15 protein-coding genes are annotated in these 23,005 nt (G+C 63.9%); 8 read left to right on the top strand and 7 right to left on the bottom strand.

The window, feature by feature from the left end:
* Positions 1-15: 15 nt before the first annotated feature.
* Complete coding sequence (gene hppD, locus A9K65_RS25040; RefSeq protein ID WP_013532312.1) at positions 16-1,128, bottom strand: 4-hydroxyphenylpyruvate dioxygenase; 1,113 nt, start codon at positions 1,126-1,128, stop codon at positions 16-18.
* 138 nt (positions 1,129-1,266) lie between these two features.
* Here hppD and A9K65_RS25035 point away from each other — a divergent pair, with 138 nt between their 5' ends.
* A complete protein-coding gene (locus A9K65_RS25035) occupies positions 1,267-1,734 on the top strand; it encodes an Lrp/AsnC family transcriptional regulator (protein WP_013532311.1) in 468 nt (155 codons plus the stop codon).
* Positions 1,735-1,811: 77 nt separating this feature from the next.
* Here the strand turns inward: A9K65_RS25035 and A9K65_RS25030 are convergent, their stop codons facing one another.
* From A9K65_RS25030 to aztA, 4 genes are all read right to left on the bottom strand, one after another.
* Positions 1,812-2,150 carry a TIGR01244 family sulfur transferase gene (locus A9K65_RS25030; protein WP_013532310.1) on the bottom strand — a complete coding sequence of 113 codons (339 nt, stop codon included), beginning with the start codon at positions 2,148-2,150 and terminating at the stop codon, positions 1,812-1,814.
* Between the two features lie 150 nt (positions 2,151-2,300).
* Entirely contained in the window at positions 2,301-3,242 is a 942-nt protein-coding gene (gene aztC / locus A9K65_RS25025; protein WP_013532309.1) for a zinc ABC transporter substrate-binding protein AztC, read from the bottom strand.
* A 27-nt stretch (positions 3,243-3,269) separates the two neighbouring features.
* The gene (aztB, locus tag A9K65_RS25020; protein WP_013532308.1) at positions 3,270-4,145 is read right to left on the bottom strand and encodes a zinc ABC transporter permease AztB; all 876 of its coding nucleotides are present in this window, start codon (positions 4,143-4,145) and stop codon (positions 3,270-3,272) included.
* The gene (aztA, locus tag A9K65_RS25015; RefSeq protein WP_027162460.1) at positions 4,145-4,951 is read right to left on the bottom strand and encodes a zinc ABC transporter ATP-binding protein AztA; all 807 of its coding nucleotides are present in this window, start codon (positions 4,949-4,951) and stop codon (positions 4,145-4,147) included. The genes aztB and aztA overlap by 1 nt, the downstream gene beginning before the upstream one ends.
* 227 nt (positions 4,952-5,178) lie before the next feature.
* Between aztA and A9K65_RS25010 the strand changes: the two genes are divergently transcribed.
* A complete protein-coding gene (locus A9K65_RS25010; RefSeq protein ID WP_024505595.1) occupies positions 5,179-5,523 on the top strand; it encodes a RidA family protein in 345 nt (114 codons plus the stop codon).
* Positions 5,524-5,568: 45 nt separating this feature from the next.
* Here A9K65_RS25010 and hutC read toward each other — a convergent pair whose 3' ends face one another.
* Both hutC and A9K65_RS25000 read right to left on the bottom strand, forming a co-directional pair.
* Positions 5,569-6,306, bottom strand: a complete 738-nt coding sequence (hutC, locus tag A9K65_RS25005; protein WP_084016258.1) for a histidine utilization repressor — start codon at positions 6,304-6,306, stop codon at positions 5,569-5,571.
* Positions 6,303-7,655 carry a formimidoylglutamate deiminase gene (locus tag A9K65_RS25000; RefSeq protein WP_084016256.1) on the bottom strand — a complete coding sequence of 451 codons (1,353 nt, stop codon included), beginning with the start codon at positions 7,653-7,655 and terminating at the stop codon, positions 6,303-6,305. The genes hutC and A9K65_RS25000 overlap by 4 nt, the downstream gene beginning before the upstream one ends.
* A gap of 98 nt (positions 7,656-7,753) precedes the next feature.
* Between A9K65_RS25000 and hutI the strand changes: the two genes are divergently transcribed.
* The 6 genes from hutI (at position 7,754) to A9K65_RS24970 (ending at position 22,564) form a co-directional block, all read left to right on the top strand.
* Complete coding sequence (gene hutI / locus A9K65_RS24995; protein WP_027162457.1) at positions 7,754-8,989, top strand: imidazolonepropionase; 1,236 nt, start codon at positions 7,754-7,756, stop codon at positions 8,987-8,989.
* The gene (gene hutH / locus A9K65_RS24990) at positions 8,986-10,527 is read left to right on the top strand and encodes a histidine ammonia-lyase (RefSeq protein ID WP_027162456.1); all 1,542 of its coding nucleotides are present in this window, start codon (positions 8,986-8,988) and stop codon (positions 10,525-10,527) included. The genes hutI and hutH overlap by 4 nt, the downstream gene beginning before the upstream one ends.
* Complete coding sequence (hutG, locus tag A9K65_RS24985) at positions 10,527-11,345, top strand: N-formylglutamate deformylase (RefSeq protein WP_064995468.1); 819 nt, start codon at positions 10,527-10,529, stop codon at positions 11,343-11,345. The genes hutH and hutG overlap by 1 nt, the downstream gene beginning before the upstream one ends.
* A gap of 26 nt (positions 11,346-11,371) precedes the next feature.
* Positions 11,372-13,042, top strand: coding sequence for a urocanate hydratase (hutU, locus tag A9K65_RS24980; protein ID WP_064995467.1), 1,671 nt, complete (start codon positions 11,372-11,374; stop codon positions 13,040-13,042).
* An 85-nt stretch (positions 13,043-13,127) separates the two neighbouring features.
* Complete coding sequence (locus A9K65_RS24975; protein WP_013532299.1) at positions 13,128-13,715, top strand: HutD family protein; 588 nt, start codon at positions 13,128-13,130, stop codon at positions 13,713-13,715.
* Positions 13,716-13,981: 266 nt separating this feature from the next.
* Positions 13,982-22,564, top strand: a complete 8,583-nt coding sequence (locus A9K65_RS24970; RefSeq protein ID WP_064995466.1) for a glucoamylase family protein — start codon at positions 13,982-13,984, stop codon at positions 22,562-22,564.
* Positions 22,565-23,005: the final 441 nt, after the last annotated feature.

Genomic DNA, 23,005 nt, shown 5'->3' with positions numbered 1-23,005 from the left:
AAGTGAGTTCGATGGCTATTCCGCCGCCTGAACCTTGATCACGCCACGCTTGATCTGGTCCTGCTCGATCGATTCGAACAGCGCGCGGAAATTGCCTTCGCCAAAACCTTCGTCGCCCTTCCTCTGGATGAACTCGAAGAAGATCGGCCCGATCACGGTTTTCGAGAATATCTGCAGCAGGATCTTGGTCGTGCCGCCGTCGACGACGCCTTCGCCATCGATCAGGATGCCGTGCTTCTTCATCCGCTCGATCGGCTCGTCATGGCCGTTCACGCGGTCATAGGACATATCGTAGTAGGTTTCCGGCGGGCCGGGCATGAACTTCAGCCCGTTGGCGGCGAGCTTGTCGGTGGCCTCGTAGATTTCGTCGGTGCCGACGGCGATGTGCTGGATGCCTTCGCCATTGTACTTCTTCAGGTACTCGGCGATCTGGCTGGTCTCGTCCTTGGACTCGTTGAGCGGAATGCGGATCTTGCCGCAGGGCGAGGTGATGGCGCGGCTGACCAGGCCGGTGATCTTGCCGTCGATATCGAAGAAATGGATCTGCTTGAAGCCGAACAGATTGCGGTAGAAATCCCACCATTTGTCCATCTGGCCGCGATAGACATTGTGGGTCAGGTGATCGAGATAGTAGAAGCCGACGCCTTCCGGCCGCGGGTCGCGCGCACCCAGCCACTCAAACTCGGCGTCATAGGCCGAGCCCTTCTTGCCGTAGGTTTCGATGAAATAGAGCAGCGAGCCGCCGATGCCCACGATCGCCGGCACGTCCAGCGCCTTGTCGGCCCCGTCGTAAGGCGTGGCGCCCTTGGCAACCGCGTGGTCGAAAGCATGCTTGGCATCGACCACCCGCCAGGCCATCGAGGCGGCGCAGGGGCCGTGCCTGTCGACAAATTTCATCGCATGCGAGCCGGGTTCGGCATTGACGACATAGTTGATGTCGCCCTGGCGCCAGATGGTGAGGTCTTTCGTGCGGTGCTTGGCCACCGCGACGTAGCCCATACGGGTGAACAGTTCAGCCAGCTTTTGCGGCTCCGGATGCGCGAATTCGACGAACTCGAAGCCGTCGGTGCCGGCCGGGTTGTCCTTGCTGATCCTGGCGGGCGGGGCGTCGTGCGGGAAGGGACCCATAATATTCCTCCGAAAGCTGGCCTGGCCTGAAAAGGCGATTTGACACGATGATAACGCGGAGGAGGCGCACGGTGCTTGCATTCAAACGCTTGAAATGATGATGTCATGCGTGAAGCGTGCATGATGTAAGGGAAAGCCATGGATGAGGCGCGCATTGACCAGTTCGACCGCAAGATAATGGCACTGTTGCAGGGTGATGCGCGGCTGACCAACAACGATCTTTCGGAGCGGGTGAACCTGTCGGCGTCGCAATGCTCGCGCCGCCGTCAGCGGCTGGAGGAGGACGGCTTCATCAGGGGCTATCGCGCTGTTCTCGACCGCGACAAGCTCGGTTTTTCCCTGGTCAACGTCATTTCGGTCACGCTCGCCACCCACAATCGCGACAATGCAAGGCGCTTCGGCGAACTGGTGGCGCGGCTGCCCGAAGTGCAGGAAGCGCACGCGCTGACCGGCGAGATGGACTACATCCTGAAAGTGGTGACGCCGGATCTCAAATCATTGTCGGAATTCGTCAACGGCGTGCTACTGCCGCACGAATCCGTGCAGCACGTGAAGACGGCGATCGTGCTGGAGACGCTGAAGGAAACCGGCGCGCTGCCGATTTAATCTGAGCGGATATCATTGATACGTCGGCAGGCCAGAGGGGGTGTGAAGGATCGCCAGCCTAATGACGGAAGGGCCGTTCAACCCTTCGACTGCTGGATCAGTCCATAGAGATTGGTGCAGCGGGCGCCGGAACGGCAATAGGCGAAGACCGGGCCGTCGAGTTCCTCGAGCGCTTCGGCCTGATCCTCGACATTCTCGGCCGTGATCTGGCCGCTGATCACCGGAATGTAGCGGAAGGCGAGGCCTGCGGCTTCGACCGCTGCCCCGACGGTGTCGGCAGAAGGCTGGCCCGGCTGTTCGTCATCGGGCCGGTTGCAGATGACGCTCTTGAAGCCGGCTTTCTTGATGGCGGCGACGTCTTCGGGCTGGATCTGGCCCGAAACCGAATAGTCCTCGCTGATTTCGCGGTATTCCATGGCAGCATCCTCGCAAACTGGTCAGGTGGCAGTCTTGCCACTCCCCGACATGGGCGGCAATCCGTGCCGAAGGATTTCTCTGCCAAATAGACATTGCGTGCCAGAAAATCCAACCGGGCCGATGCGGCCCGGCTGGACGATCCTTCAAACTCAGCTGCCGAGAATAGCGCCTTTGATCTGACGGATGTTGTTGTGCATCATATCGATATAGGTCGCGGCCGGGCCGTCGGGCTGCGACAGCGCGTCCGAATAGAGCGTGCCGCCGACCTTGATGCCGGTTTCGCTGGCGATCTGCTCGATCAGGCGCGGGTTGGTGATGTTCTCGACGAAGATCGCAGCCGCCTTGTCCTGCTTCACCTGATTGACCAGCTTGGCAACGTCTGCGGCGGATGGTTCGGAGTCGGTCGACACCCCTTGCGGGGCGAGGAAGGTCAGGCCGTATGCATGTTCGAAATAGCCGAAGGCGTCGTGCGAGGTGATGACGACGCGCTTGCTCTCCGGGATCGAGGCAATTGCCGCTTTCACTTCACCTTCGACCGCATCAAGCTTCTTGGTGTAGGCGGCGGCATTGGTCTGGTAGCTGACGCAGCCTTCCGAATCGGCCGCGCAGAAAGCCTCAGCGATGTTCTTCACATAGATCCTGGCGTTGGCAATCGACTGGAATGCGTGGGGATCGGTGACCGTCTTGCCGCCGCCAGTGCCGGCACCTTCGGCCGCGTCGGCATCGGCGAATTCAGGCTTGAAATCGATCGGCGTCACGCCCTTGGTCAAGGTGATGATCGAGGCCTTGGTGGCACTGGCATCGACCAGCCGCTGCAGAAAACCTTCGAAATGCAGGCCGTTGACCAGCACGATGTCGGCCTTGGCCATGGCCACCGCATCGGCTGGGCTCGGCTCGTAGACATGGGCATCGCCATCCGGCCCGACGATGGTGGTGACATCGATGCGGTCGCCGCCGACATTTTTGGCGAAATCGGCAATGACGGTGAAGCTGGCGACCACTTTCAGCGGTGCCGCGAAGGCCGACGATGCGCCAAAGGCGGTTAATGTTATAACGCTCATCGCCAGGGCAGCATGGATGGATTTCAGCATAGAGGGGTCTCCTTCTAAGGGCGGGGATCAGGCCGTTCTGTGACGGTGATGGATGATGCGTGCGCGCAGAATGCCGCGCGTGCCAAACAGGATCGAGGCGAAATAGACGACGCCGGCCGACAGGATGATGGCCGGGCCGGATGGCAGCGAGGCGTGATAGGACAAAAGCAGCCCGGCGACGCAGGATGCGAAGCCGATCAGTACGGCCAGCACGCACATCGGCTCGACGCGAACCGTCCAGAAGCGGGCGGCCGCGGCCGGCAGCATCATCAGCCCAACCGATAGAAGCGTGCCGAGCGCCTGGAAGCCGCCGACGAGGTTGAGTACGACAAGGCCGAGGAAGATGAAATGCACCGGGCTGCCGAGCCGGCTGACCGAGCGCAGGAACAGCGGGTCGAGGCATTCGGCGACCAGCGCCCGCCAGAAGATGGCGAGGCTGACCAGCGTCACCGCGACGATGCCGCCGATCAGCGTCAGGGCCTCGTCATTGAGCGCCAGCACGGTGCCGAACAGCACATGCATGAGATCGACGCTGGAACCGCGGATCGACACCATCAGCACGCCGATGGCGAGCGAAATCAGGTAGAAAGCCGCCATCGAGGCGTCTTCGCGCTGGATGGTGAAACGCGAGACGGCGCCGGCGCCGAGCGCGACGATGACGCCGGCGATCAGGCCGCCGATGGTCATCGGCAGGATTTCCAGCCCATAGAACAGGAAGCCGGCGGCTGCACCGGGCAGGATTGCGTGCGCCATGGCGTCGCCCGACAGGCTCATGCGCCGCAGCATAAGGAAGACGCCGATCGGGCAGGCGCCGAGCGACAGCATCAGCGAGCCGATCAACGCCCGCTGCATGAAGGCGAAATCGGCGAAGGGCGCGATGACTAGGCCGTAAAGCATGTCCATCAAGCAGCCCTCGGTCCGACGCCATGTCGGTGATCGTGATCGTGGCCATGGTGATCGTGACCATGAGCGTCCTCGCCCGGCTCGCACCAGGGTGCATTTTCTTCCCAGGCCTCGTGAAAACGGCGAGCGCGCAACAGATTTTCAGGCTTCAGCGTTTCCCGGGTTTCGCCCCAGGCGATCGGCTGGCGGGCCAGAAGCAGCGTTTCGGGGAAATTCTGCCGCACCAGATCCAGATCGTGGACGACGACCATGATGGTGCGTTCCTCGCCATGCCAGTGCTTGATCAGCGCAATGAGGTCGCCGACCGTCTTGGCGTCGACGGCGTTGAAGGGTTCGTCGAGCAGGATGAGGTCGGCGTCCTGCAGCAGCACACGCGCAAACAGCGTGCGCTGCAACTGGCCGCCCGACAGCGTGTCGATCGGCCGCTTTTCAAAACCGCCGAGGCCCACCGCCATCAGCGCCTTGCTGACGTCATCGCGATCTTCCCTGGTGTAGCGGCCAAGCAGGCCGCGCCGTGGCCACAGGCCGAGCGAAACCAGATCCACCACCCGTGCCGGAAAGGAGCGGTCGAGCTCCGATTGCTGCGGCAGATAGGCGGCACGTACACCGGGCGCGCGGACAACCTCGCCGGCCATGGGCTTCAGGACGCCGACAATGCCTTTCATCAGCGTCGATTTGCCGGAGCCGTTGGCGCCGACCACAGCGGTCAGCGAGCCCTTGCGGATGGTGCCGTCGAGATGATGGATCGCCGGATGGCTGCCGTAGCCAAGCGTCAGGTCGCGGAATGTCAGGCAGGTATTTGTCATTCTGCGATCCGTAGGCGGCGAAATCCGGCTGCTGGCAGCGGCCGATTGGATATGTGATGTTATTACATTAGTCAACAAGTCAATCCGGCGGAATTGCGGCGGCAGGGTCAACTTGCCGTGTGTGCACATCCATATGCCGTTGGCCCAAGGGGATTCGACCTAGCGACCTTGCCCCAAGCCGGTCGCGACTCTAAAGAAGCGCAACCGCCACAGGAAGGAACCATCCAATGAGCATTCGTCGCATCGATGTCGGCCCGCGCATGAGCCAGATCGTCATCCATGGCAATACCGTCTATCTGGCTGGTCAGGTCGGCCAGCCAACCGGCAACGTCGCTTCGCAGACCAGGGACATCCTGGCGGCTGTAGACGAATTGCTGGCCAAGGCTGGCTCCGACAAGACCAAGATCCTGCAGGCGATCATCTGGCTGGCCGACATGAGCACCTTTGCCGAGATGAACGCTGAGTGGGACAAGTGGGTGCCGCAGGGCAACACGCCAGCCCGCGCCACCGGCGAAGCAAAGCTCGCCGCCCCGGAATATCTGGTCGAGGTTATTATTACCGCTGCGATTTGAGGCGTTGAAGCTGCCAATCTCCCCCCACGTGGGGGGAGGTCAGCCTCACCCCTGCGGCCTGAACCTCGCCACCAGCGTGTGGCTCTCGGCCGCGTAGGTGAAGCGCACATGGGTGACCGGGTGCTCGGCGCTCCACGTCCGTCGCTCGACCACCAGGCAGGGCGCACCGGTTTCTATATCGAGTGCAGCCGCGATATGCCTGTCGGCGGCGACAGCGCGAATCCGGTGCTCGGCTTCGCTCCACGGCACGCGGCCAATCAGCCATGGTCCTGGTGCGGTGGCCACGAATTCCTCGTCCGCTGCCTCGGGCACGGCGGTGAGATTGATCAGCCGCTGTTCATGCGCGAACGGCCGCTCGCCGGCGAAATGACCGCACTCCAGCGCCAGCACCGGTCCGGCCAAGCCCAGCTCCAGCAGCGCGCGATCCCCGGCGCTGCTGCGCCTTTTGTGTCGGGCGACGCGCTCGTAGCGATAGGGCAGGCCGAGCGCTTCGACCTCGATGCGGATATCGTGGATTTCCAGCACCGCGGCCTGCGACTGCGGCCGGCGCACAAAGCTGCCTGAGCGGCGGCGGCGCTCGATCAGTCCGGCCTTGGCAAGCTGCGACAGCGCTTTGTTCACCGTCATGCGCGAGCAATTGTATTGCACGCTCAACTCATGCTCGAACGGGATGCGATGACCGGGCGCCCAGGCGCCGGACAGGATTTTCTCGCTGATGTCAGAGAGGATGCGCTGGTGCAGCGAGCCGCCGCCTTCCGCCTCCACAGTGCCGGCCATGCTCATGCCGAAAGCGCCGTCATCACGTTGCGAAAACGCTCAGCGATGGCCTCTCGCTTCACATGCCTGCCGCCGCTGACCTGTTTGCGGCCATGCACCCAGGCGCAGTCGACCTTGCTGCCATTGGCGAAGATCCAGGCGTCGAGGATCGCGTCGCCACTCTTGCCGGCCAGCGAGGGATTTTTGGGATCGAGCGAGACGAGATCGGCGGATGCGCCGGCGGCGATCGAGGAAGCGCCGGCGCCAAGCGCGACGCTGCCACCGTCGAGCGCGGCGTCGAACAGTGCGCGGCCGGTCGAGCCGCCGGCGACCGCCAGCACATTGCGGGCGCGGTGGGCGAGGCGCTGCGAATATTCGAGCTGGCGCAACTCGTCGGGCAGGCCGATGAGCACATTGGAATCGGAGCCGACGCCATAGCGGCCGCCATGTTCCCTGAACAGCGGCGCGGCAAAAGTGCCGTCACCGAGATTGGCCTCGGTGATCGGGCATAGGCCGGCGATGGCACCGCTTTTGGCCATGGCAACGGTTTCAGCATCGGTCATGTGGGTGGCGTGGATCAGGCACCAGCGCTTGTCGACTTTGGCATTGGCCAGCAGAAATTCGACCGGCCGCGCGCCCGACCAGGCAAGGCAATCCTCGACTTCTTTCACCTGCTCGGCAATGTGGATGTGGATAGGCCCGTCCGGCGCTAGGGCAGTCACGTCAATCAGTTCTTCCGGTGTCGCGGCGCGAAGGCTGTGCGGAGCGACGCCGACAACAGCCTGATCCAACGCGCGAACCGATTCGCGGCATTTCTCAACAAGCCGCGAGAATCGATTCACATCGTTGATGAATCGCCGCTGGCCTTCGTTTGGTGCGGCACCGCCGAAAGACGAGTGCGCATAAAACACCGGCAAAAGCGTCAGGCCGATGCCTGCCTCGCCGGCCGCGGCCGCAATGCGCTCGGCCATCTCGGCGAGGTTGGCGTAGGGTTTTCCATCGCGGTCGTGATGCAGATAGTGAAATTCGCCGACGCGGGAAAAACCGGCCTCCAGCATCTCGACATAGAGTTGTGCGGCAACCGCCTCGACCTGATCGGGCGTCATCGACAGGGCGAAACGGTACATCACCTCGCGCCAGCTCCAGAAACTGTCGGCGGAGGGGCCGCGAAGCTCGGCAAGGCCGGCCATGCCGCGCTGGAAGGCGTGGCTGTGCAAATTGGGCATGCCGGGCAACAGGATCGCGTGACGTTCGTCGCCGGCTGCCGCAGCAGCGCCAGGCTGAACGGCTGTGATGCGTCCCTCGGCCAGGGTAAGCCGCACATTTTCGCGCCAGCCATCGGGAAGGAGCGCCTGTTCCGCAAAGATCACTGCCACTTTTCTCTCCGGTTCTCTGTGTCTCATGCGATGAAGGCACTTGCAGTGCGTTTCAATATGTATATACATAATCGTCATCGATTGAAACGGAAAAGATGATGGCTGCAAAGAGCAAAAGCCGGGCAGGGGATCTTCGTCTGTGGCGCAATGCGCGGCTCGCGACCATGGCCGAAGAGTCTGCCGGACTTGGCGTCGTCGAACATGGCGCGGTCGCTGCGCGTGACGGCCGCATTGTCTATGCCGGCCTCGAGTCGGATCTGCCCTCAACCCTTGCCCAGGGCGCCGAGACGGTCGATTGCGAGGGCCGCTGGATCACGCCTGGCCTGATCGACTGCCACACCCATCTGGTCCATGCCGGCAACCGCGCCAACGAATTCGAGATGCGGCTGGCCGGCGCTACTTATGAAGAGGTCGCCCGGGCCGGCGGCGGCATTGTCTCCTCGGTCAAGTCGCTGCGCGCCGCCAGCGAGAGCGAACTGGTCACCCAATCGCTGCCACGCCTCGATGCGCTGATCGCCGAGGGCGTAACCACCGTGGAGGTAAAATCAGGCTATGGCCTGGACCTCGAAAACGAAAAGAAATCGCTGCGTGCCGCACGGCAGCTGGGCAACCAGCGGCCGGTGACGATCCGCACGACCTTCCTCGGCGCCCACGCGCTGCCGCCGGAAGCCAAGGGTGACAAGGACGCCTTTATCGATCTGGTCGCCAAGGAAATTCTCCCGGCGGTTGCCGCCGAGGGGCTGGCCGATGCCGTCGACGGTTTCTGCGAGGGCATCGCCTTTTCGCCGGAACAGATGGCGCGCGTCTTCGATGCTGCAAAGGCGGCCGGCCTACCGGTCAAGCTTCATGCCGACCAACTGTCCAATTTGCATGGCGCCGAACTCGCCGCCCGTTACGGTGCGCTGTCGGCCGACCATCTCGAATACACCGATGAGGCAGGTGCAGCGGCGATGGCCAAGGCCGGAACCGTGGCGACGATCCTGCCCGGCGCCTACTATTTCATTCGCGAAACTAAGAAGCCGCCGATCGGCTTGTTTCGCCAGCACGGCGTCAAGATGGCTGTCGCCACCGACAACAATCCCGGCACTTCGCCGCTGACCTCACTGCTTCTGACGATGAACATGGCCGCGACCCTGTTCGGCCTGACCGTCGATGAATGCATTGCCGGCGTCACCCGGGAGGCGGCCCGCGCGCTTGGTTTGCTGGGAGAAACCGGCACGCTGGAAGCCGGAAAATCCGCCGACCTGGCGATCTGGAACATCGAGCGCCCCGCCGAACTCGTCTATCGCATGGGCTTCAACCCGCTGCATGCCCGCATCTGGAGAGGACAATGACCGAACTGACCCTGAAGCCCGGCAATGCGACGCTGGCCGACTGGCGCGCCATCTATCGTGGCGCCGTGCCCAAGCTGGACGATGCCTGCCGGCCGAAAATCAAGGCGAGCGCCGAGGCCGTCGCTAGGATAGTCGCCAAGGGCGAGCCGGTCTATGGCATCAACACCGGCTTCGGCAAACTGGCCAGCGTCCGCATCCCGGCCGAGGATCTCGAGACCTTGCAGCGCAACATCGTCCTGTCGCACGCCGCCGGCGTCGGCGAGCCGATGCCGGTTGCCGTTTGCCGGCTGATGATGGCGCTGAAGCTCGCCAGCCTGGCGCAGGGCGCGTCGGGTGTGCGGCCGCAAACCATCGAGTTGCTGGAAGCGATGCTGGCCAACGACGTCATCCCGGTGGTGCCGGCGCAGGGTTCGGTCGGCGCCTCCGGCGACCTCGCCCCGTTGTCGCACATGACGGCGGTGATGATCGGTGTCGGCGAATGTTTTACCCCACATGGCCGTTTCCCGGCCAAGGTCGCCTTCGTCTCGCATGGCCTGGAACCGGTGACACTGGGCGCCAAGGAGGGCCTGGCGCTGCTCAACGGCACCCAGTTTTCGACCGCCTATGCGCTGGCCGCCTTGTTCGAGGCCGAAGTGCTCTACCAATCGGCGCTGGTCGCCGGTGCCCTGTCGACCGACGCGGCAAAAGGCTCCGACGCACCCTTTGATCCGCGCATCCATGTGCTGAGAAAGCATCCCGGGCAGGTCGAGACGGCCGACGCCCTGCGCAATCTGATGGCCGGCAGCGCCATCCGTGAATCGCACCGGGTTGGCGACGAACGCGTGCAGGATCCCTATTGCCTGCGCTGCCAGCCGCAGGTGATGGGCGCGGCACTCACCGTGCTGCGCCAGGCGGCCGACACGCTGGGCACCGAAGCCAACGGCGTCACCGACAATCCGCTGATCTTCGCCGAGGATGACACCGCGCTTTCCGGCGGCAATTTCCACGCCGAGCCGGTGGCCTTCGCCGCCGACATGATCGCGCTCGCCGTCTGCGAGATCGGCTCGCTGTCGGAGCGCCGCATCGCCATGCTTGTCGATCCGGCACTTTCCGGCATGCCGGCCTTCCTGACGCCCAAGCCCGGCCTGAACTCCGGCTTCATGATCCCGCAGGTGACGGCGGCGGCGCTCGTTTCCGAAAACAAGCAGAAAGCCTATCCGGCATCAGTCGATTCGATCCCCACCTCGGCCAATCAGGAGGACCATGTTTCGATGGCGGCGCACGGTGCGCGCCGGCTGATCGGCATGGTCGAGAACGCCACCGCGGTGATCGGCATCGAACTGCTGGCCGCGGCCCAAGGCTGCGATTTCCACGCGCCGCTGGCCTCGAGCGACGCCCTGGAGGCGGTGCGCAGGCTGGTGCGGGCCGAAGTGCCGCATCTCGACAATGACCGCCATTTCCACCCCGATATGGAAAAAGCCATCGCCATGGTGCGCAGCGGTGCGGCCATCGAGGCCGCCGGCGGTGTGGCTCTGCCGTCGATTTCCGGAGCGGTGTGATGGCAAGCGCGCCCTGGCTGACGGTCACGCCCGGCACAGCCCCGTTGCTGGTGTCGATACCACACACCGGCATCGACCTCGCCGGCCTTGAGAATCGGCTGGTCTCGCCCTGGCTCGGCCGCCGCGACTGCGATTGGTGCATCGATAATCTCTATGACTTTGCCGCCGGCCTCGGGGCGACGGTGGTGCACACCGCGATCTCCCGCACCGTCATCGACGTCAACCGCGATCCCTCCGGCGCCTCGCTTTACCCCGGCCAGGCGACGACGGGCCTTTGCCCGACCGAGACCTTCGATGGCGATCCGCTCTATCGCGAGGGCGAAGAACCGGGGCCGTCGGAGATCGACGAGCGTCGCGAGGAATTCTTCGTGCCGTACCATGCCGCCTTGCAGGCCGAGATCGACCGCTTGCGTGGCTTGCACGAAAAGATCGTGCTCTATGACTGCCACTCGATCCGTTCAGTGCTGCCGCGTCTGTTTGAAGGCACGCTGCCGGTTTTCAATCTCGGCACCAATGACGGCAGGAGCGCCGATCCGACGCTGCAGGCGATGGTCGGCCAGATCATGGCCGAAACCGGTGAAACCTTTGTCATCAACGGCCGCTTCAAGGGCGGCTGGATCACACGCCATTTCGGCCAGCCGCAACAAGGCGTGCATGCGCTGCAGATGGAACTTTCCAACCGCATCTATATGCGCGAGCCCGATGGCAAGGGTACGCCGGACAATTGGCCGGTGCCCTATGACGCCGAGTTCGCAGCACCGATCCGCGCCACCCTGCGGAAAATCCTCGAGACCGCGACATCCTGGGCGCGCGTCTGACATCAGGTCCTTTATGGAGTGACGCCATGAACAATCCTCGCCACAACATCCGCGAAGTCCGCAGCCCGCGCGGCACCGAAATCAGCGCGCGCTCCTGGCTGACGGAAGCGCCGCTGCGCATGCTGATGAACAATCTCGACCCGGATGTTGCTGAAAATCCCAACGAACTGGTCGTCTATGGCGGCATCGGCCGGGCGGCGCGCACCTGGAACGATTTCGACCGCATCGTCGCCTCCTTGAGGACGCTGGCCGATGACGAGACTTTGCTGGTCCAGTCGGGCAAGCCGGTCGGCGTCTTCCGCACCCATCCGGACGCCCCGCGTGTGCTGATCGCCAACTCCAATTTGGTGCCGCACTGGGCGAATTGGGAAAAGTTCAACGAGCTCGATAAGAAGGGCCTGATGATGTACGGCCAGATGACGGCCGGCTCGTGGATCTACATCGGCACGCAAGGCATCGTGCAAGGCACCTACGAGACCTTCGTCGAGGCCGGCCGCCAGCACTATGGCGGCAATCTCAAGGGAAAATGGATCCTGACCGGCGGCCTCGGCGGCATGGGTGGCGCCCAGCCGCTCGCCGCCGTCATGGCCGGCGCCTGCTGTCTCGCCATCGAATGTAACCCGGACTCGATCGATTTTCGCCTGCGCACCCGCTACGTCGACGAGCGCGCCGAGACGCTCGATGAGGCGCTGGAAAAGATCGAACGCTGGACCAAGGCCGGCGAGGCGAAGTCGGTCGGCCTGCTTGGCAATACGGCCGAGATCGTCCCGGAGATGTTCAGGCGTGGCATTCGCCCCGATATGGTCACTGACCAGACCTCGGCGCATGATCCCATCAATGGCTATCTGCCGAAGGGCTGGACGATGGCCGAGTGGCGCGAGAAGCGCGTCAGCGACCCCAAGGCGGTCGAGAAGGCGGCCCGCGCTTCCATGCGCGAACATGTCGAGGCGATGGTGGCGTTCTGGAACGCCGGCGTGCCGACGCTCGACTATGGCAACAACATCCGCCAGGTGGCCAAGGAGGAGGGGTTCGAGAACGCCTTTGCCTTCCCCGGCTTCGTGCCGGCCTATATCCGTCCGCTGTTCTGCCGCGGCATAGGTCCCTTCCGCTGGGCAGCTCTGTCGGGCGATCCGGAAGATATCTACAAGACCGACGCCAAGGTGCGCGAACTGACGCCCGGCAACACCCACCTGCACAACTGGTTGGACATGGCGCGCGAGCGCATCGCCTTCCAGGGTCTGCCGGCGCGCATCTGCTGGGTCGGCCTTGGCGACCGCCACAGGCTCGGCCTCGCCTTCAACGAGATGGTGGCCAAGGGTGAGCTGAAGGCGCCTGTCGTCATCGGTCGCGATCACCTCGATTCCGGCTCGGTCGCCTCGCCGAACCGCGAAACGGAATCGATGAAGGACGGATCGGACGCGGTATCCGACTGGCCGCTGCTCAACGCGCTGCTCAACACGGCGTCGGGCGCCACCTGGGTGTCGCTGCACCATGGCGGCGGCGTCGGCATGGGTTTCTCGCAGCACGCCGGCATGGTCATCGTCGCCGACGGCACGCGCGAAGCTGCCAAGCGCCTGGAGCGGGTGTTGTGGAACGACCCGGCGACCGGTGTCATGCGCCACGCCGATGCCGGCTACGAAATCGCCGTCGAATGCGCCAAGGAGCACCAGCTCAACCTGCCCGGCATTCTTGGGTGAGAAACGTCCGGCCGCAGGCAGGCGAAAAGCCGCGGAGTCGGCTTTTCGAGTTTCGAACGCCCGTAGCCATAGCGGAGGGCTAGGTATGCGCATCCTGCGGGCAGCCGAATACCGGTCGATGCCGTGGAAGAACGGCGGCGGCGTGACGACGGAAATCGCCGTCTCGCCGCCCGGTGCCGGGCTAAACGATTTCGACTGGCGCGTGTCGATGGCGCGTGTCGAATCGAGCGGTCCGTTCTCGCAATTCGCCGGCATCGATCGCACTCTTGCCGTGCTCGAAGGCGAGGGCATCGTCCTTGAGATTGCCGGCTACCCGCCGAGATCTATAAACAGGACGACCGCCCTGTTTTCTTTCCCGGCCGACGTGCAGACCTCGGCCGCGCTGATCGGCGGACCGATCACCGATCTCAATGTCATGACCCGCCGAAGCCGGATGACGCATTCGGTCGAACGCCTGGTGATTTCGGCCCCCGTGGAAATCCGGACTGAAGCCGGCACAACGCTCATCCTGTGCTTGGACGGCGACATCAGTGTGCCCGCCGCTGAACCGGTTCGCCTCGGGCCGCTTGACACGCTGCTGTCCGGGCCGGTCAGCACCGGCCTGCTTGTCCAACCCGCCCATGAGGCAACGCTGTACGTGATCCGGATCCGCGCCATCGCCGGCAACGATTAACGCTTGTTTCCAAACATGATCGCGGTACCGGCGAAATATAGCGTAAGCTGCTGGCGGCATCACGAAAAAGCCTGAATCCTCTCCGCCGATCTGGCTGGCGGGAAGTGGGGTGCTTGTCTTTGAGTTTTGCTGAGAGACGACGCCCTGTCGTGGTGCGGAAACAAACTTTCGGCAAGTGGGGTTTATGCAACCAATTGCATTTGAACCGGTTTTAGGGCCATTGCCGTGGCGGTGACGCCGCTCAGTGCCCGCTTACGGAATTTTCAATGAATATTCAGACGAATCCTGCCCAAATCGAGAAGACAAGCGCGAGCTTCCCGGCCATCACCGAAGAGCCGATCCGCTCCAATTACCTGCCCGAAGAGCGCCTTCGGCTGCTCGGTGAAAGCCTGGCGAAAGGCGACCTCACAGATCTGTTCGGGCTGACGCCCTTCGATTTTCAGGCCCGTATCCGCGACAGCGCCAAGAAGATTTTGGAAGTCTACCGGTCGACCAATGCGGCGCAGGCGAGGGGCGAGACGATCACGCCGGCGGCACAATGGCTGCTCGACAACAATTACCTGGTCGAAGAGACCATTTTCCAGGTCAAGCGCGACCTGCCGCGCCGCTTCTATCGCCAGCTGCCGACCTTGAAACTGCCTGACGGCGGCAGCGTGCCGCGCGCGCTGGCGCTGGCCTGGACCTATGTCGCACATTCGGACAGTTCCGTTTCGGCGACGATGTTCAAGTCCATCGTCCAGGGTTTTCAGTCGGTCGAGCCGCTGAAGATCGGCGAACTCTGGGCGCTGCCTTCGCTGTTGCGCTTCGTGCTGATCGAAAATCTGCGCCGGCTGGCGGTCAGGGTCAATCGAACCCGTCAGATGCGTCAGATCGCCAACGATGTGGCCGACAATGTCCTGGCCACCGACGACAGCGCCGACCGGCAGTCGATCCTGTCCAATTTCAGCGCACACGCACAGGACACCACCTTCGCCACCCAGCTGCTCTATCGCCTGCGCGATGGCTCGCAGAATGCCGGCAAGGCTCTGGAGTGGCTGGAAGGCGAGCTCGAAAAGACCGGCTCCGATGCCGAGGAAATCATCATTTCCGAACATCACACGTTGTCCAGCGGCAATGTGACGACGGGCAACATCATTCGTGGCCTGCGCCTCATCAACGACGTCGATTGGACCGTGTGGTTCGAAGGCGTCAGCCGCATCGACACCGTGCTGCGCGAGCGCACCGATTTCGCCGCGCTCGACTTCTTCTCGCGCGACCAGTACCGGACCGCGATCGAGGAATTGGCGCGCCGCTCGAACCTTTCGGAATATCGCGTCGCCGAGAAGGCCATCGAGCTGGCCGGCCACGCCGCCAGCGATGGCGACGGCGACGTCGTTTTAACCGGGTCCGCCCACACCGATGTCGGCTTCTTTCTCGTCGGCCCACGCCGGCTCGAGCTGGAGAAGGCGATCGGCTATCGACCCACCATCAGCCAGACAGTCAAGCGTGCCTTCCGCAAGACCGGCTGGCTCGGCATCGTCGTACCCGTGTTTGCGCTGACGGCGCTGCTTCTCGTCCTCTCCGGCAACGCGCTTGCCAATCTCGGCCTGTCGGTGCCCTCGATCGTCCTCATGCTGGCGCTTTTTGCCGTGCCGGCCAGCGAGGGCGCGCTCGCCTTCTTCAACACGGTCGTTTCGCTGTTCCTGAAACCGACGCGCCTCGTCGGCTACGATTACCGGCACGGCGTGCCGCCCGAGGCGCGCACGCTGGTGGTGGTGCCGTCGCTGATCGGCTCGCGCGACGATGTCGAGGAAAACATCCGCAATATCGAGGTGCATCATCTCGCCAACACGGCCGATGAAATCCATTTCGCGCTGCTGTCGGACTGGCCGGACTCGAAGACCGAGATCGATGCTGCCGACACCGAAATCCTCGAATTCGCGCGTGCCGAGATCGCTCGCCTCAACGCACGCTATCCCTCCGAAGGCGCGCCGCGCTTCTATATCCTGCACCGGCGCCGGCTCTTCAATGCGGCGCAAGGGTCGTGGATGGGCTGGGAGCGCAAGCGCGGCAAGCTGCATGAACTCGACCTTCTGCTGCGCGGCGACAGCGACACCACGTTCCTGCCGCTCGACGTGCCGCTGCCGGAGAACGTCGTCCACGTGATGACGCTCGATGCCGACACGCGCACCACCCGTGACGCGGTCGCCACCCTCGTAGGCAAGCTCTGCCACCCGCTCAACCGGCCGCATTTCGATGCCAGCAAGCGCGTCGTCACCGCCGGCTACGCGATCCTGCAGCCGCGCATCACCGCGTCGCTGACATCAGGCGACGATGCGTCGTTCTTCCAGCGGGTGTTCTCGGCCAATCGCGGCCTCGACCCTTATGTCTTTGCCGTGTCCGATCTCTATCAGGACGTTTTCGGCGACGGGTCCTTCACCGGCAAGGGCCTCTATCACGTCGACGCCTTCGAGGCCGCCCTGCAGGGCCGCATCGAGGAAAACACCATCCTCAGCCACGATCTGCTGGAAGGCGCGCTGGCGCGCTCGGCGCTGGTCACCGACGTCGAACTGGTCGAGGACTATCCGACCCGCTACTCGGTCGACGCCTCGCGCCACCATCGCTGGGCACGCGGCGACTGGCAGTTGCTCGGCTTCATGCTCGATCCGCGCTCCGGCGTGCCGGCGCTGTCGCGCTGGAAGATGATCGACAATCTGCGCCGCTCGCTGACGCCGATCTTCTGGGTGATGGCGGCGATTGCCGGCTGGACGCTGCTGCCCTTCACACAGGCCGCGCAATGGCAGGCCCTGCTGATCCTCAGCCTGTTCATGGCGCCGACATTCGACATCGTCAACGCCATCCTGCCCAAGAGCGGCGACCAGACGCCACGCGGCCATTTCTCGGCCCTGGCACGCGACGTCGCCTTCGGCACCGCCATGGTGGCGCTGAAGATCGTCCTGATGGCGCACAACGCCTGGATGATGGGCGATGCCATCGTGCGCACGCTCTATCGGTTGTTCGTCAGCCGCCAGAACCTTTTGGAATGGCGCACCGCCTCGCAGGCGCACAAGGCGGGCGACAACGATGTCGGTTCGTATTACGGCATGATGTATGGCGCCGTGATCATCGGCTTCGTCGGCCTTGCCATTCCGGTACTGGCCGATTCGACCGGCGCCTTCGTTGCCTTCTTCTTCGCGCTGTTCTGGATTGGCTCGCCCGCCATCGCCAGCTGGATCAGCCGTTCGGCTGAAACCGAGGATCGCTTGCGCATATCGCAGGCCGATATCCATACGTTGCGCACGGTGGCGCGGCGCACATGGCATTATTTCGAAAGCTTCGTGACGGCAGAGCATCACCATCTGCCGCCCGACAATTTCCAGGAAAGCCCGGCACCGGTGGTGGCGCCTCGTACTTCGCCCACCAATATCGGCGTCTACCTGCTGTCCGTCGTTTCCGCCCGCGACTTCGGCTGGATCAGCCTGTCCGACGCCATCACCCGCATCGACGCCACCATGGCCACGATCGAGGGCATGCCGCGTGAGCGCGGTCACCTCTTCAACTGGTACGACACCACGACGCTGAAGCCGCTCTATCCGCTTTACATCTCGGCAGTCGACAGCGGCAATCTGGCCGGCCATCTGGTGGCGGTGGCGGCCGCCTGCGCCGAATGGGCGGAGGCGCCCTCCGTCCACCTCCAGGGCGATTTCGAAGGCATTCTGGACACGGTCACCATCCTCAGCGAAAGCCTCGATGATCTGCCCGACGACCGCCGTCAGCTGCGCCCGCTGCGCCAGCGCCTCGCCGACCGTCTCGACGGCATGCGGCGCGCTGTCGACACCATCAAGGCGCAGCCCGAAATGGCGTCGATCCGCACCATCAACCTGGCTGTGCTGGCAGGCGAGATCCGCAAATTGGCCACCGCCATCCATACCGAGGCGGTGTCGCCCCAGAGCGACGTCATCGTCGACTGGGCGGCAAGGCTGGAAGCCACCTGCGAAGCGCACGTCCATGACGCGCACAGCGACGACAATGCCGTCGAGGCGCTGCGTGCCAAGCTGCTCACCTTACGCGAGCGCACCCGCCGCTATGCCTTCGAGATGGATTTCTCCTTCCTGATGCGGCCGGAGCGCAAGCTGCTGTCGATCGGCTACCGGGTCGAGGAACACCAGCTCGACGAAAGCTGCTACGACCTTCTGGCTTCCGAAGCACGGCTGACCAGCCTGTTCGCCATCGCCAAGGGCGATCTGCCGACCGAGCACTGGTTCAGGCTTGGCCGGCCGATCGTCGAAATCGGTTTCCAGGGCGCGCTGATGTCCTGGTCCGGCTCGATGTTCGAATATCTGATGCCGCCGCTGGTCATGAAGGAGCCGCAGGGCTCAATCCTCAACCAGACCAGCAAGCTGATCATCAAGCGCCAGATCCAGTATGGCCGCCAGAAGAACGTGCCGTGGGGCATTTCGGAGGCCGCCTACAATGCCCGCGACCGCGAACTGACCTACCAATATACCAATTTCGGCGTTCCAGGCCTCGGGCTGAAGCGCGGTCTTGGCCAGAACACGGTGATCGCGCCTTACGCCACCATACTGGCGGCCCAGTTCAATCCGCGTGAAGCCGTGCTGAATCTCGCCCGATTGCGGGAGATCGGGGCGCTCGGCCGCCACGGCTACTACGATGCCGTCGACTTCACGCCACAGCGCGTGCCGGAAGGCACGGACCATGTCGTCGTCCAGAATTATATGGCCCACCATTCGGGCATGTCGATCGCGGCGGTTGCCGACGCCATCTTCGAAGGTCGCATGCGCGACCGCTTCCACAGCGATCCGGTCATCGAATCGGCCGAACTCTTGCTGCAGGAGAGGGCGCCGCGCGACATCCCGACAGCGACCGTCAGGACCGAGGCCGACGAACGCTCCAAGGACGAGACCGAAGTCGACAGCCCCGACACCCGCATCGTGCTCAATCCGCTGCAGTCGCTGCGGTCGACCAACGTCATGTCGAACGGCCGCTATTCGGTGATGGTCAGCGCGACCGGCTCGGGCTACAGCCGCTGGGGCGATCTCTCCGTCACCCGCTGGCAGCCGGATCCGACCGAGGACCGGCTCGGCTCCTACATCTTCCTGCGTGACGCCGGCACCGGCGACTGGTGGTCGGCTACAGCCGAACCGAAGCGAGCCGCCGAGGAAAAGGCGCAGACCTTGTTCTCCGACGACAAGGCGAGCTTCGTCAAATCGGTGGGCACGTTGCGCTCCGAGGTCGAATGTATCGTCATCTCGGAAGGCAATGGCGAGGGCCGTCGGGTCACGCTCTACAATGACGGTCCGTCCGACCGTCACATCGAAGTGACCTCCTTTGCCGAGCTGGTGCTCGGCCTGGAGGCGTCCGACAACGCGCATCCGGCCTTCTCGAAGATGTTCGTGGAAACCGAAATCTCTGCGAACAACGCGGCGATCTTCGCCACGCGGCGCAAGCGCGAGACCAGCGAGCCCGATATCGCCATGGTGCATTTCGTCACCGATCCGTCCGGATCGGCGCGCGACGCCGAGGCCGAGACCGACAGGCGCGCCTTCATCGGCCGTGGCCGCACCATCGTCGACGCAGCCGCTTTCGACCCGGGCGCCAGGCTGGGCGGCCACTCAGGCTTTACGCTCGATCCCGTCGCCTCGCTGCGCCGCCAGGTGCGCGTGCCGGCCAACAAGAAGATATCGCTGACCTTCTGGACGGTTGTCGGCGCCGGCCGTGCCGAACTGGACGAAGCCATCGCCCGCCTCGACCATCCGGAGAGCTTTGCCCGCCAGGCCATGCTTGCCTGGACGCGGAGCCAGGTGCAGACCCGCCACATGGGCCTCAGCCTGACCGATGCCGCCAATGTGCAGAAGCTGGCGCGCTATCTGATCTATCCGGATCCGTTCCTGCGTCTTCCCGCCGAATCCATCGCCTCGGGGCTGGGCAAGCAGTCGAGCCTGTGGCCGACAAGCATTTCCGGCGATTTCCCGATCTTCCTGGTCAGGATCGGCGATGTCGCCGATCTCGAAATCGTCGCTCAGGCGCTGCGGTTCCAGGAATATATGCGCACCCGCGGCATGATGATCGACTTCGTCGTCGTCAACGAGCAGGCGTCCTCCTATGTCCAGGACCTGCAGCGGGCGGTCGAGACGCTGTGCGAAAACAGCCGTCTGCGCGGCAAGGAGCTCGGGCCGCGCCAGCACATTTTCGCGGTGCGCCGCGATCTTATGGACGAGACCACCTACAAGACGCTGCTCGCCGTCGCCCGCGTCGTCCTGCACACGCGCAACGGCACCATCTTCGACCAGATCGAGCGCGCCGAGGCGGCGGCCCTGCAGGCGCGGGATGCTCTGGCAACGTTGCCGATTCCGCGTGAATTGCCGTCGCCGACACCCACGACGCATACTCCTGCCTCGCAGGCGGTGGCCAATGTCAGCGCCGATGGCAGCGGACTCAGCCAATGGAACGGCTTTGGCGGTTTCGACGGCGACGGACGGCACTATGTCGTGCGCCTGGCCGGGCGGCGCACGACGCCGCAGCCGTGGATCAACGTCGTCTCCAACGCCTCGTTCGGGTTCCACACCTCCGCCGAGGGCGCAGCCTTCACCTGGAGCCGAAACAGCCGCGACTACCAATTGACGCCGTGGTCGAATGATCCGGTCTCGAACCGCCCGGGCGAGGGCCTCTATATCTACGATCAGGCCAGCGGCAAGGCATTCTCGCCGCTCGCCGCCATGGTGCGCGATCCCTCGATGACCTACGAGGCCTGGCACGGCCAGGGTTTCTCGACCTTCCGCTCGAAGCGCGGACCGTTGTCGATGGACCTTACCCATGTCGTCGATCCGGTCGATTCCCTGAAAATCTCGCGGCTGCGCATCCAGAATTCCGGCTCGGTGCCGGCGCGGCTGCGTGTCTATGCCTATGCCGAATGGGTGCTCGGCGGGCATCGGTCGCGCACTGCGGCAACCATCGTCCCGTCGCGGGATGCCGCCAGTGGGGCGCTGCTCGCACAAAACCCCTACGGGCTGGATTTCGGCGAGCGGGTTGCGTTCCTGGCGGCCGACGGCGGCGTCCATTCGGTGACGACAGACCGATCGGAGTTCCTGGGCCGGCATGGCTCCAGCGAGCTACCGCAGGCGGTGCTGAGCGGTGCGGCGCTGTCTGGCCGTGTCGAGGCCGGCGACGATCCGTGCGCGGCGATTGCCCGCGACGTCGAGATCCCGGCAGGCGGCGACGTGACGCTGCTCTGGCTGCTCGGCGACGCCGAGTCGGTCGAGGAGGCGAGCGCGCTGGTGCAGGAGCATCGGGCCAAGGACTTCGACCAGCGATTGGCCGACAATGAGCGCGAATGGCGCGGCTTCCTCGACACCATCCAGGTCGAGACGCCCGACAAGGCGCTCGACGCCATGGTCAACCACTGGCTTCCCTATCAAAGCCTGGCCTGCCGCATCCGCGCCCGCTCGGCCTTCTATCAGGCCAGCGGCGCCTTCGGCTTCCGCGACCAGTTGCAGGATACGCTGGCGCTGCTGGCACATGACCCGCAGCTGGCGCGCGACCAGATCCTCAACGCGGCGCGGCGGCAGTTCCCCGAAGGCGACGTGCAGCACTGGTGGCTGCCGCGCACGGGTGCTGGCGTACGCACGTTGATCTCCGACGACGTGGTCTGGCTTGCCCACGCTACGGCGCGCTATTTGCTGGTCACTGGCGATGCCTCCATCCTCAAGGAGCAATTGGCCTTCATCGATGGACAGCCGCTGGGCGAGGGCGAGCACGATGCCTTCTTCACCCCGGAAATCTCGAAGAAGACAGCGACGCTCTACGACCATTGCGCGCGTGCGCTCGATCTCGCCATCAAGCGCAGCAGCCCCGCGGGCCTGCCGCTGATCCTCGGCGGCGACTGGAACGACGGCATGAACCGCGTCGGCGAGCACGGCAAGGGCGAGAGCGTCTGGCTCGGCTGGTTCCTGCTGAAGACGCTGGGCGATTTCGCGCCCGTCGCCAAGACCGAGGGTGATGCCAAGCGAGCACAGGCCTGGGCAAAGCATGCCGATGTTCTGAAGCGGGCGCTTGAGAGCACCGCATGGGACGGCGAATGGTACCGGCGCGGCAGTTTCGACGACGGCACGCCTTTGGGGTCTCGCAACTCGCAGGAGTGCAAGATCGACTCGATCGCCCAGTCCTGGAGCGTGCTTTCGGGAGAGGGCGACCCGGCACGGTCGACCACCGCCATGGAGCAAGCAACGAAGCTGCTCGTCGACGACAAGCTGAAGATCGTCAAGCTGTTCACGCCGCCATTCTCGAAGACGGAAAAGGACCCCGGTTACATCAAGAGCTATCCGCCTGGCGTGCGCGAGAATGGCGGCCAGTACACCCACGCCGCCACATGGTTCGTCATCGCGCTTGCCGAGATGGGGCAGGTCGACGAGGCTTATCGTTGTTTCTCGATGCTGAATCCCGTCAACCACGCGACCGACGAGGCCACGGCCGAGCACTATCGAGTCGAGCCCTATGTCGTGGCGGCCGACATCTATGCCGGGGACGACAATGCCGGCAACGGCAAGGGCGGCCGTGGCGGCTGGACCTGGTACACCGGCTCTGCCGGCTGGCTCTACAGGGCTGCGGTCGAAGGCATTCTGGGCATCGAACGGCGCGGCAAGCGTGTCCAGTTCAAGCCGAAGCTGCCAAGCCACTGGGATGGGTACTCGGCAAATCTCAAAATGCTGGGGGCGGAACTCAAGGTTCGTGTCATCCGCGACAATAAGGCCAAGGCCGTGTCGCTGGAGGTGAATGGGGCAAAGACCAAGGCTTCGGCAGTCGAGCTGAAGGACGGCGAAGTTGCCGAGGTTGTCGTCAGGATTCCGGCCTGAGGCCTGTTGCCCAAAAAGCATGCGCTCGGGGCTGAGGCCCCGACCGCGACTTTTGTCACGCCAGGCGGGATGAGAGGCCCCATCCCGCCTGGCGTTGCCGTCTGCCGTTGACGGGCATCCCGCCGAGAAGTCTATGAAATCAAAGGTTTGAGGCGCCCCATAGGAGTAGCCGCGAGCGATGAGGCTTTGGCCACCCTTCGCCTGGAAGGGCATCCTGCAGCTTTGTTTTGCTTTATACTTCGCGAAAGGCGATTTCGGCCTCAGTCATCCGCCCGACATTGTTGCTGATTAAAATTATGGCAGCACGTGCCAACTGCCATGATTTCGCCGCATGCCTGACATTTTACCTGTCTTCTCAAACCGTTAGGTGATCACGGCAGATTTCGGAACGTCGCCATCTTTTGTTCGCTCTAAGGGAACTGAAGGGGTACACGGCCATTG

The organism is Mesorhizobium sp. WSM1497, assembly GCF_001672455.2.
GTDB lineage: Bacteria > Pseudomonadota > Alphaproteobacteria > Rhizobiales > Rhizobiaceae > Mesorhizobium > Mesorhizobium ciceri.
This window is presented reverse-complemented; position numbering and strand designations above follow the sequence as displayed.

Coding starts and splice junctions, on each gene's coding strand:
- aztA (WP_027162460.1), bottom strand. CDS start 4,951: ATGACAAATACCTGCCTGACATTCCGCGACCTGACGCTTGGCTACGGC.
- A9K65_RS25035 (WP_013532311.1), top strand. CDS start 1,267: ATGGATGAGGCGCGCATTGACCAGTTCGACCGCAAGATAATGGCACTG.
- aztC (WP_013532309.1), bottom strand. CDS start 3,242: ATGCTGAAATCCATCCATGCTGCCCTGGCGATGAGCGTTATAACATTA.
- A9K65_RS25030 (WP_013532310.1), bottom strand. CDS start 2,150: ATGGAATACCGCGAAATCAGCGAGGACTATTCGGTTTCGGGCCAGATC.
- A9K65_RS24970 (WP_064995466.1), top strand. CDS start 13,982: ATGAATATTCAGACGAATCCTGCCCAAATCGAGAAGACAAGCGCGAGC.
- aztB (WP_013532308.1), bottom strand. CDS start 4,145: ATGGACATGCTTTACGGCCTAGTCATCGCGCCCTTCGCCGATTTCGCC.
- hutI (WP_027162457.1), top strand. CDS start 7,754: ATGGCTGCAAAGAGCAAAAGCCGGGCAGGGGATCTTCGTCTGTGGCGC.
- hutC (WP_084016258.1), bottom strand. CDS start 6,306: ATGAGCATGGCCGGCACTGTGGAGGCGGAAGGCGGCGGCTCGCTGCAC.
- A9K65_RS24975 (WP_013532299.1), top strand. CDS start 13,128: ATGCGCATCCTGCGGGCAGCCGAATACCGGTCGATGCCGTGGAAGAAC.
- hppD (WP_013532312.1), bottom strand. CDS start 1,128: ATGGGTCCCTTCCCGCACGACGCCCCGCCCGCCAGGATCAGCAAGGAC.
- hutU (WP_064995467.1), top strand. CDS start 11,372: ATGAACAATCCTCGCCACAACATCCGCGAAGTCCGCAGCCCGCGCGGC.
- hutG (WP_064995468.1), top strand. CDS start 10,527: ATGGCAAGCGCGCCCTGGCTGACGGTCACGCCCGGCACAGCCCCGTTG.
- A9K65_RS25010 (WP_024505595.1), top strand. CDS start 5,179: ATGAGCATTCGTCGCATCGATGTCGGCCCGCGCATGAGCCAGATCGTC.
- hutH (WP_027162456.1), top strand. CDS start 8,986: ATGACCGAACTGACCCTGAAGCCCGGCAATGCGACGCTGGCCGACTGG.